Source organism: Streptococcus infantis (assembly GCF_047465525.1).
Lineage (GTDB): Bacteria > Bacillota > Bacilli > Lactobacillales > Streptococcaceae > Streptococcus > Streptococcus infantis_R.
Genome location: NZ_JASGZS010000023.1, coordinates 23,933 through 36,628 on the forward strand (window position 1 = coordinate 23,933; position 12,696 = coordinate 36,628).

Consider the following 12,696-nt stretch of genomic DNA (forward strand, 5'->3'; position numbering starts at 1 on the left):
ACGGACTTAAAAAATACATATTAGACAGGAGTGGGTAAGGGTGATAAGATAAGATTATCAATGGAGAACGAAAGGAAGTCAGTAATGGTAAGAACAGTTGTTGGAGTAGCGGCAAACCTATGTCCTGTAGACGCAGAAGGAAAAAACATCCACTCATCTGTATCCTGTAAATTTGCTGAAAGTATTCGTCAGGTTGGCGGACTTCCTTTGGTCATTCCGGTTGGTGATGAGACACTTGTCCATGACTATGTAGAAATGATTGATAAGCTCATCTTGACTGGGGGACAAAATGTTCATCCTCAGTTTTATGGTGAGGAAAAAACAATTGATAGCGACGACTATAACCTAGCTCGCGACGAGTTTGAGCTAGCTCTTCTACAAGAAGCCTTGCGTCAGAACAAACCAATCTTAGCCATTTGCCGTGGCGTTCAGCTTGTCAACGTTGCTTTTGGTGGGACACTCAATCAGGATATTGAAGGTCATTGGCAAGGTCTACCTTTTGGGACTTCACATTCTATTGAGACAGTGGATGGCAGTGTAGTGTCTAAATTATTTGGTAAAGAAAGTCAGGTTAACTCAGTACATCGTCAGAGTATTAAAGACTTGGCACCCAATTTCCGCGTGACGGCTGTGGATCCACGTGATCAAACTGTTGAAGCAATCGAATCTATTGATGAGCACCGTATTATTGGTCTCCAGTGGCATCCAGAATTCTTGGTCAATGAAGAAGATGGCAACTTAGAATTATTTGAGTATTTATTGAATGAATTATAACGACTGGAAACCTAGTCGTTTTTTTGTCTTATTTCGTTCAAATTTTAATATTGTAACATTTTTTACGCAAATGTTTAAATTATGATAAAATTTGGAAAAATTCAGTATAAAAACTTGAAAAAATCTAAGGTAAGGGTTATGATAGAAGAGAAGAAATTTTGGAGGAATATTATGTCACATATTAAATTTGATTATTCAAAAGTATTAGATAAATTTGTTGCACCACATGAACTAGATTATATGCAGCCTCAAGTGACTGCAGCAGATTCTGCTCTGCGAAATGGTACAGGTCCTGGGGCAGAAATGACTGGCTGGTTGAACTTACCTGAAGAATATGACAAAGATGAATTTGCTCGTATTCAAAAGGCTGCTGCTAAAATCCAATCTGATAGTGAGGTATTGATCGTAATCGGTATTGGTGGTTCCTATTTAGGAGCTCGTGCAGCTATTGATTTCTTGAATAATTCTTTTGTAAATCTACAAAGCAAGGAAGAACGCAAGGCACCTCAAATCCTCTATGCTGGAAATTCTATTTCCTCAAGCTATTTGGCTGATTTGGTAGACTATGTATCGGACAAAGATTTCTCTGTCAACGTTATTTCTAAGTCAGGAACGACTACAGAGCCTGCTATTGCTTTCCGTGTCTTCAAAGAACTATTGGTTAAGAAGTATGGTCAGGAAGAAGCAAATAAACGGATTTATGCAACTACAGACCGCGCTAAAGGTGCAGTTAAGGTTGAAGCAGATGCTAATGGCTGGGATACTTTTGTAGTGCCTGATAGTGTAGGTGGTCGTTTTACAGTATTGACAGCAGTGGGGCTCTTGCCAATCGCAGCTGCAGGAGCTGATATCAGCAAGTTAATGGAAGGAGCAAATGCTGCTCGCAAGGCTTATGCTTCTGATAAGTTGGCTGAAAATGAAGCATATCAATATGCAGTTGTACGCAATATCTTGTACCGTAAAGGTTATCTGACAGAAGTTCTAGCTAACTATGAACCATCTCTGCAATACTTCTCTGAGTGGTGGAAGCAACTGGCTGGTGAGTCAGAAGGGAAAGACCAAAAAGGGATTTATCCAACTTCAGCTAACTTCTCAACAGACTTGCACTCTCTGGGACAATTTATCCAGGAAGGTACCCGTATCCTCTTTGAAACAGTTATCCGTGTAGATAAACCTCGCAAAAATGTGCTGATTCCTGAATTGGCAGAAGACTTGGACGGTCTTGGCTACTTGCAAGGAAAAGATGTTGACTTTGTCAATAAAAAAGCTACAGATGGAGTGCTGTTAGCACACACTGATGGTGGAGTTCCAAATATGTTTGTGACACTGCCTGAGCAAGATGAGTTCACTTTGGGCTACACTATTTACTTCTTTGAGTTGGCTATTGCTCTTTCTGGCTACCTGAATGGTATCAATCCATTTGACCAGCCTGGAGTTGAAGCTTATAAGAAAAACATGTTTGCTCTTCTTGGGAAACCAGGCTTTGAAGAGCTGGGTGCTGAGTTGAATGCACGCCTTTGATTCTCATATGCTTTGAGTTCATTTAGAATATAAAAAGATCCACAAGTTCATTTCTTGTGGATTTTTAGTACAAGCCTCTTAATTAGTTTATTATTTTTTTTAAAAGTGTAAAAAAGAGTGTCTTAATTCTTTTATGAAAGCGCTGTATAATTGCCTTGTAAATAAAATTTGAGAGGTATCAAAATGAATGATTGGTTAAACATAAAAGGCAAAACAGTTCTTGTGACTGGCGCGTCATCTGGGATCGGTAAGGCAATCGTTGAAGAATTGCTGGAATTAGGAGTCAATGTAGCGAATTTTGATCTTAGCGACAACGATTTGCGTCACCCGAATCTATTATTTGTAAAAGTTGATGTAACTTCTCGCTCTGAAGTAGAAGAGGGTGTTGCCAAAATAGTTGAAAGATTTGGCAATATTGATGCAGTGGTCAATAATGCAGGGATTAATATCCCTAGATTATTAATCGATGCAGAAAATCCTAAAGGTCCTTACGAATTGGACGATGAGACGTTCGAAAAAGTAACGATGATTAATCAAAAAGGTTTGTATCTGGTTAGTCAGGCAGTGGGACGTATTTTAGTGAAAAATGGAAAAGGTGTAATTGTGAACATGGCTTCAGAAGCAGGCTTGGAAGGTTCTGAAGGACAAAGTGCCTATGCTGCCACAAAAGCAGCAGTCTATAGTTACACTCGTTCATGGGCAAAAGAGCTGGGTAAGCATGGTGTACGTGTGGTTGGAATTGCTCCAGGAATTATGGAAGCTACGGGACTTCGAACTCTTTCTTATGAGGAAGCTCTTGCTTATACCCGTGGAAAGACGGTAGAAGATATTCGAGCTGGTTATGCTTCAACTTCAACAACTCCTTTGGGACGAAGTGGTAAACTACGGGAAGTAGCTGACCTTGTAGCATTCTATATTTCAGACCGTTCTAGCTATATAACTGGAGTCACTACAAATATTGCCGGAGGGAAAACTCGCGGTTAAAAAAATGAAGGTGAGGAAGAGAGTTGACCATAGTAAATCGATGGTATAATATTTTAGAAAAAATGGTCTCACAGCCAACTTATTCCTTGGTAGATATGCGCTCAGAGCTGGATATTAGTATGCAAACCTTGCAAAAGAGTATCCAACAATTAAATGATGTTTTGGCTCCGAGTATCCAGATTATCTCACAAGATGATCAGTTAATGTTAGAGGTGTATGACTATACTGAGTTGGAAAGGATTTTATCTGGTAGTTTAAAACGGGAGAGTGACTTCAATTCTTCCAGTAAAAGAATTGCCTATTTACTAAAACGTTTAATTGAGTCAACCTCCCCTCTTCTTATTGACGACTTGGCTGAGGAAGCAGGTGTTAGTAGAAGTACCCTTAATAAGGATTTAAAACAAGTAAAATCTTTGGCAGAGAGTTACTCTATCACTATTTCAGGAAAGCCCAACCGTGGGCTGGAGGTCTTGGGGTCCGAGCTGAATTTGCGCTTGCTCTATATTCACCAAGTGGCCCCTTACTTTGAAGGAAAGACACTCACCGAGGCAACATCTTCTTTTCTGGAGACGCTACTCCAGGAGTATAAAATCCCGAAAGAAACAAAGGAACTCCTTCGAAAGACAATTTCAATTATGGTGGAGCGTATTCATGCATCTAGGGTGTTGAGTTGCCCTATTCCTTACTATAGGAATGATTTAACAGAGACACCTTTGGTTGAAAAATTAATCTATCATATTGAGATGACTTATAAGATTTCCCTCAGTCAGTTTGAGATAGACTTTTTGTGTTTTCCGTTTAATATCCGTTTTATTGACACTTTAAGCAAGCCGTCTTATCAATCTGAACAGCTTGCAAACATTTTTCAAGGGATTGTCAAGAAAGTCAAAGAAACAATGTTGGTTAACTTTGATGATGAAGAATTATTTGAAGAAATCAAGTCTCATCTAGGCTCCTTAATCAATCGACTGATTTTCCATGTGCAAGCTAATGATATATTCCATGGCGAGGTTCAAACTCAATATCCTTTTGCTTTTGAAATGGCGAAAATTGCTGGAGAAGAACTATCTGCAATTTTTGGTTCTGAATTGGAATTATCTGAAATCGGATATCTGGCTTTGTATTTTGAAATGATTTTAAGAAAGCAAAACTCTGTTGTAAATGGTTCTCGCAAGCAGATAGCTGTAGTTTGCACAACAGGAAGAGGAACTGCTGCGATGATTATTCAGCAACTCAGACGAATTCTTGGAAATGATGTAGACATTACTCAGTATTCTGAAGAGGATTTTAATCTGGATTTGAATCAGGACTATTTCGCGATTTTTACGACAGTTCCTCTAAAATATAAAGATTCTAAATCTCCAGTCATTCAAGTTAATCATCTTTTTGATGATCAATGGCTGCAGGAAGAATGGCAGAGGGCCAATGCTTTTCATCAAAAAAATCTAGAAACAGTCAGCTTACGTTTTCTTCGTTTGACTCCCCAAAAAACCTATCAGCAATACTTGCTAAATATGGTTGCAGAGTTAGAGAAACTTCAGATGATTGATGAAGGTTTTAGAAATCGGATAATTGATAGGGATAAAAAACAATCAACCATTTTTGGTGGAGGAATTGCCTTCCCCCATACAATTAACCAGGGTTATGCAAAGACTATTTTAATGTTTGGAAAGCTAGAAGAGCCTTATCAAAAAGGAGATGATTGGATTGAATTTATCTTTCTAGTCGCCATTCCCTCAGAAATTGAAAGCAAAATGGAGAGTGAATTGCTGGAATTGTATGACGACATTTTTCGAATTGCAGGAGAGCCTTCTCTAAAAGAAGCATTGAGGGCTGTAGAAACAGAGACAGAGTTTCTATCATTTTCTAAGAGCAAAGGAGTATTTTAATGAATTCGCTAATAATTTTCGCTGTATTTGTCATGGCAGCTTATATATTTCAAATGTTCCTCGGCTGGCAGCAACTCAAAGACTTCAATAAGACCTATACGATGCTCCGAAAACTGGGGCGCGTAGCGATTGGCAGGAAGTCCGGAAGAATCAAATCCGGTACGATTGTCATGTTCGCGGTTGATGAAAACGGTCGGGTTCTTAAAGCTAGCAAAATGCAAGGAGTCACAATCTTAGCACGTTTTCAAAATATGGACGATTATGTTGGAGAAGACATCCATTATTTTGACAAGTATAATCCTCTTGTGAGAAAAGAAAATAAGTTGATGCAATCAGCCATAGAAGATGCTAGAAAAGTCTATCTTTGGAATGAGGCAGGTATTGAGAAAGAGACAAGTTCATCTGATTCTTTTCTGGGATTCGGCTTTTATGCGAATTACTTACAATTATCTATTAAACAGTTATTTAAAAAAAATAAGAAAGGGAGTTCCTTATGAATCACATTACAAATTTTGCAGAGAGTTTTATGAAACTCTTCCAATTAGGTGGAGAAACCTTTATTAGCTGGATGACAAATATTGTACCGCTTGTCTTAATGCTATTGATTGCAATGAATACCCTTATCGCTTTCTTGGGAGAAGAGAAGGTCAATTCCCTGGCTAAGATTTCTGCCAAAAATCCTGTTAGCCGGTATATGATTTTACCTTTCATTTCAGCCTTTATGCTGGGGAATCCGATGGCAATCAGTATGGGACGTTTCTTACCAGAATATTATAAACCTAGTTTTGTAGCAGCTCAGATGCAGTTCTGCCACACTTCAAATGGTGTATTTCCGCATATCAATCCTGGGGAATTGTTTGTATGGATGGGAATTGCAACAGGAATTCAAACTTTAGGTTTAAGTCAAATGGACTTAGCCATTCGTTACATGCTTGTTGGGCTTGTCATGAACTTTGTAGGCGGTTGGGTGACCGATTTTACAACTGCTTATGTAGCAAAACAGCAAGGTGTTACCTTGAGTAAAACATTTGATTTATAGAAAGAGTGAAATTATGTCATATAAGAGTATAAAAGTTGTTAAAGGAAATGGCGGTTTCGGAGGACCTTTGGTCATTACACCTAGTGAAGCTAAGCATAAATTCATCTATATCACTGGCGGAGGAGAAAAGCCAGATATTGTAGATAAAATTGCTGATTTGACCGGTATGGAAGCTGTTAATGGGTTTAAAACTTCTATCCCAGATGAGGAAATTGCTTTAGCAATCGTGGATTGTGGCGGTACTCTTCGCTGTGGTATTTATCCTAAAAAGGGGATCCCTACAATAAATATTGTCGCTACAGGGAAAAGTGGGCCTCTAGCTCAATATATAACCGAGGAAATCTATGTGTCAGCAGTTGGCCTTAATCAAATTTCTGCTGCTAATGAAGACGAAAAAGCGACAACTGTGGTAACTGAAAAGCCAACTTACGATACTAGTAAAAAAATTACAGAGCAAAAAGCTGAAACAAGTATTGTAGCACGAATTGGGATGGGGGCTGGTAAGGTCGTTGCAACTTTCAACCAGGCTGCTCGTGAAGCCATCCAAACAATGCTCAATACAATAATTCCTTTCATGGCCTTTGTTTCCTTGCTGATTGGGGTTATTCAAGGATCCGGTGTTGGAAATTGGCTGGCAAAATTAATGGTTCCCCTAGCGGGGAACATCTGGGGACTCGTTTTAATTGGCTTTATCTGTTCCTTACCATTCCTATCTCCTTTGTTAGGTCCCGGAGCTGTTATTAGTCAGATTATTGGAACTTTAATTGGAGTCGAAATCGGAAAAGGGACTATTCCGCCCCAAATGGCTCTGCCAGCTTTATTTGCTATCAACACTCAAAACGGTTGTGATTTCATTCCTGTAGCACTCGGCCTATCTGAAGCCAAGGCTGAAACAGTTGAGGTTGGTGTCCCTTCGGTACTTTATTCACGCTTTCTCAATGGTGTTCCGCGAGTGCTAGTTGCTTGGATAGCTAGTATTGGTCTTTATCAGTAGACCTTTGATAGATGCCTGAAAACAGAGAACTATTATGTTAAACTTATCTATAAGCCTAAGTTTATGACAAATTAGAGAAAGTATGAATAGAAATCAGATGAAGAAAATTTTTGAAACTAAAGTAATTCAAGTAGGGTCTGAAGCTCAGAATATGATTCAAGATGCCAATATGCTCATTTTATTTGGAGAAGAAGCACCAGAAGATTTATCAGAGTATTGTTTTAAGATTGATAACAAAAATCTGCTAGGTTCAATACTAGAAGGTGGCAAGCTGGTGGTAGATAATCAGGAATATTCGATTAGTTCCGTAGGAAATGTAGTAGAAAAAAATTTAACTGGACTGGGACATATCACGATTTCTTTTGATGGTTCAAAAGAGGGGAGCCTTCCTGGTACACTCCATGTTGTAGCAGAGCAAGCGGTAGTAATTGAGAAAGGTTCTACTATTCAGATTTTTGAAACTGCTTAACCATAATAAAATTTCAAATCAAGCAATTTAGAAAAATAAAAGTCTAAAAAATTGATTCAGAGCCTGGACCAAAAGTCCAGGCTTCTGGGTCTAAATTAGAAAAAATAGATGACGCAGTGGTTGATTGGCAAGTCAATCAAACTAGCCAGTCAGTGCAAGGGAATTTCCAGCAGATGCATCCACAAGGGGTGCCTGAACAGAAGGAAAAGACCAAAAAGGTATCTACCCAACTTCAGCTAACTTCTCAACAGACTTGCACTCATTGGGTCAATTTATCCAAGAAGGAACTCGTATCATGTTTGAAACAGTTGTCCGTGTTGACAAACCACGTAAGAACGTGATTATCCCTACTTTGGAAGAAGATCTTGATGGACTTGGCTACCTCCAAGGAAAAGACGTTGACTTCGTAAACAAAAAAGCGACTGACGGTGTTCTTCTTGCCCATACTGATGGTGACGTACCAAACATGTACGTAACTCTTCCTGAGCAAGATGCCTTCACTCTTGGTTACACAATCTACTTCTTCGAATTGGCTATCGCTCTTTCAGGTTACTTGAATGCCATCAACCCATTTGACCAACCGGGTGTTGAAGCTTACAAACGCAACATGTTTGCCCTTCTTGGTAAACCAGGATTTGAAGAATTGAGCAAAGAACTTAATGCTCGTCTATAATAGAGCTGAAAAGAGAGTGGTTTTACCACTCTTTTTACTATTTCTCGAAAAGAGAAATTGGACTCTGGCACGACTTGTGATATAATATAGAGAGCAAAAAGGCAGACGCCTAGAGACTTTATAGGAGAAGATATGTCAAAAGATATTCGTGTGCGTTATGCACCAAGTCCAACAGGACTACTACACATCGGAAATGCCCGTACAGCATTGTTTAACTACTTGTATGCACGCCACCATGGTGGAACTTTTATCATCCGTATCGAAGACACAGACCGCAAACGTCATGTCGAAGACGGAGAACGTTCACAGCTTGAAAACCTTCGTTGGTTGGGCATGGATTGGGATGAAAGTCCAGAAACTCATGAAAACTACCGCCAATCAGAGCGTTTGGAACTCTATCAAAAATACATTGACCAATTGCTAGCCGAAGGAAAAGCCTACAAATCTTATGTTACAGAAGAAGAGTTGGCAGCAGAACGTGAACGCCAAGAAGCAGCCGGTGAGACACCTCGCTACATCAACGAATACCTTGGCATGAGCGAAGAAGAAAAAGCTGCTTATATCGCAGAACGTGAAGCAGCAGGCATCATCCCAACGGTTCGTTTGGCTGTCAATGAGTCAGGTATCTACAAATGGCATGATATGGTCAAAGGCGATATCGAATTTGAAGGTGGCAATATCGGTGGGGACTGGGTCATCCAAAAGAAAGATGGCTACCCAACTTACAACTTTGCCGTTGTAATTGATGACCACGATATGCAAATCTCTCACGTTATCCGTGGAGACGACCACATTGCTAACACACCAAAACAGCTTATGGTTTATGAAGCACTCGGTTGGGAAGCACCAGAATTTGGTCATATGACCTTGATCATCAACTCTGAAACTGGTAAGAAGTTGTCTAAACGTGACACCAATACCCTTCAGTTCATCGAAGACTATCGTAAGAAAGGTTACCTTCCAGAAGCAGTCTTTAACTTTATCGCTCTTCTTGGCTGGAACCCTGGCGGGGAAGACGAAATCTTCTCTCGCGAAGAACTCATTAAGCTCTTTGATGAAAACCGTCTCAGCAAGTCTCCAGCAGCCTTCGACCAAAAGAAAATGGACTGGATGAGCAATGAGTACATTAAGAATGCAGATCTTGAGACTATCTTTGAAATGGCAAAACCATTCCTTGAAGAAGCAGGACGTTTGACAGACAAGGCTAAAAAATTGGTGGAACTCTACAAACCACAAATGAAGTCAGTTGACGAAATCGTTCCATTGACAGACCTTTTCTTCTCAGACTTCCCAGAATTGACAGAAGCTGAACTCGAAGTCATGGCTGGTGAAACGGTGCCAACGGTACTTGAAGCCTTCAAAGCCAAACTTGAAGCTATGTCAGATGACGAGTTTGTGGTAGAAAATATCTTCCCACAAATCAAAGCAGTCCAAAAAGAAACAGGTATCAAAGGGAAAAACCTCTTCATGCCAATCCGTATCGCTGTTTCAGGTGAAATGCATGGTCCTGAATTGCCAGATACTATTTACTTGCTTGGACGTGAAAAATCAATTCAACATATTGAAAAAATGTTGGCTGAAATTACGAAATAATCTGGCGAAATTAAATTTCGTTCTAGATATTTGTAGTAGTAAAATCTGAGAGAATCACATGGTTCTCTCTTTTTTATTGCCAAAGCAGAATCATATTCAATTAATACTCTTCGAAAATCTCTTCAAACCACGTCAGCTTTATCTGCAACCTCAAAGCCGTGCTTTGAGCAACCTGCGGCTAGCTTCCTAGTTTGCTCTTTGATTTTCATTGAGTATAAATTTTTAAGTGACGCTTTAAAAAGAGTTCTTTTTATATGTACTTATTTGAAAATGCAAAAGTTTTAGTGTATAATACTAAGTGACAGGGCAAGGGAAAGAAGTCAGTGATATGGTAAAATTCTTTACAAACAGACTCGAATTAGCCCAGACATCGTCTATGTTGTTTGTTGAGTCGACTTATTTTTTCTTTGCGTTTTGCTGGACACAGGAAGAAATTCATGAGTTCATGCAACTATCATCCATAACGATGCCTTCGTTTTCGATTCGAAGTTTATATGCGAGACTTTAGATTTAGATGTATATCTTACTAGAGGTGCATATTTTTCTCTTTCTTCTCCCAAAAATAGAAAGAAATCGACCTTGCTCTGTTTACCTTGCGTTAAGCAAGGTTTTTTTGTGGAATAGTAGTGGGCGATTTACGATTTTTCTATCAAGTGGTATAATATTAACTATCCTGATGAATTGAGGAAATCAAATGAAAGAATTTAACAAATCAATCAAATTAGAGCATGTGGCTTATGATATTCGTGGACCAGTTCTTGAGGAAGCCATGCGTATGCGAGCAAATGGAGAAAAAATCCTCCGTTTGAATACAGGGAACCCAGCTGAGTTTGGTTTTACCGCACCAGATGAGGTTATCCATGATTTGATTATGAATGCGCGTGATAGTGAAGGTTATTCAGATTCAAAAGGTATCTTTTCAGCCCGCAAAGCGATTATGCAGTACTGTCAGCTCAAAAAATTTCCAAATGTAGGTATTGATGATATCTACCTTGGAAATGGTGTTAGTGAGCTGATTGTTATGTCCATGCAAGGTCTCTTGGACAATGGCGATGAAGTCTTGGTTCCAATGCCTGACTACCCTCTTTGGACTGCTGCAGTTAGCTTGGCTGGAGGAAATGCTGTTCATTACGTCTGTGATGAAGAAGCTGAATGGTATCCAGACCTAGATGACATTAAGTCTAAGATTAGTTCAAATACTAAGGCTATCGTTTTAATCAATCCAAATAATCCAACGGGAGCCCTCTATCCTAAAGAACTCTTACTAGATATCATTGAGATTGCTCGTCAAAATGACTTGATTATCTTTGCGGATGAAATCTACGACCGTATGGTTATGGACGGCAATGTCCACACACCAGTTGCTAGTTTGGCTCCAGACCTTTTCTGTGTCAGCATGAATGGTCTGTCTAAATCTCACCGTATCGCTGGTTTCCGTGTGGGTTGGATGGTCTTGTCTGGACCTAAACATCATGTAAAGGGATATATTGAAGGTCTCAACATGCTTTCAAACATGCGCCTTTGTTCCAACGTCTTGGCTCAACAGGTTGTTCAAACTTCACTCGGTGGTCACCAATCGGTGGACGAATTACTCTTGCCAGGTGGTCGTATCTATGAGCAAAGAAACTTCATTTATAATGCCATTCAAGATATTCCAGGTTTGTCAGCGGTTAAACCTAAAGCGGGTCTTTATATCTTCCCTAAAATTGACCGCAATATGTATCGTATCGATGATGATGAACAGTTTGTTCTTGATTTCTTGAAGCAAGAGAAGGTGCTTTTGGTTCATGGACGAGGCTTTAACTGGAAAGAGCCAGATCACTTCCGTATCGTTTATCTGCCACGCGTAGATGAGTTAGCCCAAATCCAAGAAAAGATGACTCGTTTCTTGAAGCAGTATCGTAGATAAGAACGAACTAGGTTTCGAGTACAATCAGCAAATTTTATCTCAGAGAAATCAAATGTTTTGATGATTTTAACATTGTTTCTCTGAGTTTTTTCATGTTTAAAAAAAATGTATTGATTATCTGCAATATCCTGAGAAGTTTGAATTTGTTGATTTAGATAATGAAGTATCTGCGATTGAACTTCTTTAATGTTGTGCATATAAATAAAAATGAGCAAGAGTGTAAAATTGAATGGGATAGGGTAGACGAATAAAATGTTAACTACGAAAAAGATTATTGCAGAATTTGATAAAAGTTCTAATGATATTAAATTCCTTGAATTTAACAAAAAACTAACGGATAGTATAGAAAGACCACAAGAACTGAAGTTTATCTTAGAACATTTTTCTTATGTAACTGTGAATGGTTATTTAAAAATTTTGGGGAATGATTCAGAGAATGGCCTCAGTTACTGTAATGAATTGTTTTCAAAATGTTATAATTCGAATCGTTGTTTGATAGCTTATGATATCTTGTGTGGTCTATTTGCAATAAATATTGAAAAATTAAATGTAATAGAATATTTCGCTCCCGATACATTAGAATGGGAGGATTTGGAGATAGATTATAAGGACTTTTTGTATTGGGTGACGACAAATCAGTTAGACACATTTTATCAAGAACTGATAGTACCAGATTTGTTCACATTAGATTTATCGCTTGAAAAAAATGAAGTTGTTTTGACCTCAATGTCATTAAGTTAAGAAATTCAAATACAATTCTGTATTTGGGTTTCTTTTTTTATGTGCTAAACTGATAGTTAAGGAGGTACTTCCCATGATAAAACAGATAAAAGCCCACTTGAATAAGAGTA

The 12,696-nt window shown here is 38.8% G+C and carries 11 protein-coding genes and 1 pseudogene; all 12 read left to right on the forward strand.

Annotated elements, in window-relative coordinates; translation table 11 throughout:
* Nucleotides 1-84: 84 nt before the first annotated feature.
* The 12 genes and pseudogenes from QM374_RS08490 to QM374_RS08545 all read left to right on the forward strand — a co-directional run bounded on the left by QM374_RS08490 (nucleotide 85) and on the right by QM374_RS08545 (nucleotide 12,586).
* On the forward strand, nucleotides 85-774 hold the full coding sequence (locus QM374_RS08490; RefSeq protein WP_049529724.1) for a gamma-glutamyl-gamma-aminobutyrate hydrolase family protein: 690 nt from the start codon (nucleotides 85-87) through the stop codon (nucleotides 772-774).
* 171 nt (nucleotides 775-945) lie between these two features.
* A complete protein-coding gene (locus tag QM374_RS08495; RefSeq protein WP_195412497.1) occupies nucleotides 946-2,295 on the forward strand; it encodes a glucose-6-phosphate isomerase in 1,350 nt (449 codons plus the stop codon).
* A gap of 183 nt (nucleotides 2,296-2,478) precedes the next feature.
* Nucleotides 2,479-3,279: an SDR family oxidoreductase gene (locus QM374_RS08500; protein ID WP_001000837.1), complete on the forward strand. Its 801-nt coding sequence runs from the start codon at nucleotides 2,479-2,481 to the stop codon at nucleotides 3,277-3,279.
* Nucleotides 3,280-3,341: 62 nt separating this feature from the next.
* The gene (locus QM374_RS08505) at nucleotides 3,342-5,168 is read left to right on the forward strand and encodes a BglG family transcription antiterminator (RefSeq protein ID WP_080639548.1); all 1,827 of its coding nucleotides are present in this window, start codon (nucleotides 3,342-3,344) and stop codon (nucleotides 5,166-5,168) included.
* Nucleotides 5,168-5,665 carry a transcriptional regulator GutM gene (locus QM374_RS08510; RefSeq protein WP_033585448.1) on the forward strand — a complete coding sequence of 166 codons (498 nt, stop codon included), beginning with the start codon at nucleotides 5,168-5,170 and terminating at the stop codon, nucleotides 5,663-5,665. Before QM374_RS08505 ends, QM374_RS08510 begins: the two co-directional genes overlap by 1 nt.
* Complete coding sequence (locus QM374_RS08515; protein ID WP_001015684.1) at nucleotides 5,662-6,207, forward strand: PTS glucitol/sorbitol transporter subunit IIC; 546 nt, start codon at nucleotides 5,662-5,664, stop codon at nucleotides 6,205-6,207. The genes QM374_RS08510 and QM374_RS08515 overlap by 4 nt, the downstream gene beginning before the upstream one ends.
* A gap of 13 nt (nucleotides 6,208-6,220) precedes the next feature.
* Entirely contained in the window at nucleotides 6,221-7,201 is a 981-nt protein-coding gene (locus tag QM374_RS08520; protein WP_000120696.1) for a PTS glucitol/sorbitol transporter subunit IIB, read from the forward strand.
* A 97-nt stretch (nucleotides 7,202-7,298) separates the two neighbouring features.
* A complete protein-coding gene (locus QM374_RS08525; protein ID WP_049478985.1) occupies nucleotides 7,299-7,670 on the forward strand; it encodes a PTS glucitol/sorbitol transporter subunit IIA in 372 nt (123 codons plus the stop codon).
* Nucleotides 7,671-7,866: 196 nt separating this feature from the next.
* Nucleotides 7,867-8,343: pseudogene (gene pgi / locus QM374_RS08530) on the forward strand (glucose-6-phosphate isomerase); the annotation flags it as partial.
* 132 nt (nucleotides 8,344-8,475) lie between these two features.
* Entirely contained in the window at nucleotides 8,476-9,936 is a 1,461-nt protein-coding gene (gene gltX / locus QM374_RS08535; RefSeq protein WP_414311469.1) for a glutamate--tRNA ligase, read from the forward strand.
* A gap of 694 nt (nucleotides 9,937-10,630) precedes the next feature.
* The gene (locus QM374_RS08540; protein WP_045762715.1) at nucleotides 10,631-11,845 is read left to right on the forward strand and encodes a pyridoxal phosphate-dependent aminotransferase; all 1,215 of its coding nucleotides are present in this window, start codon (nucleotides 10,631-10,633) and stop codon (nucleotides 11,843-11,845) included.
* Between the two features lie 252 nt (nucleotides 11,846-12,097).
* A complete protein-coding gene (locus QM374_RS08545) occupies nucleotides 12,098-12,586 on the forward strand; it encodes a DUF2625 family protein (RefSeq protein ID WP_414311470.1) in 489 nt (162 codons plus the stop codon).
* Nucleotides 12,587-12,696 lie beyond the last annotated feature (110 nt).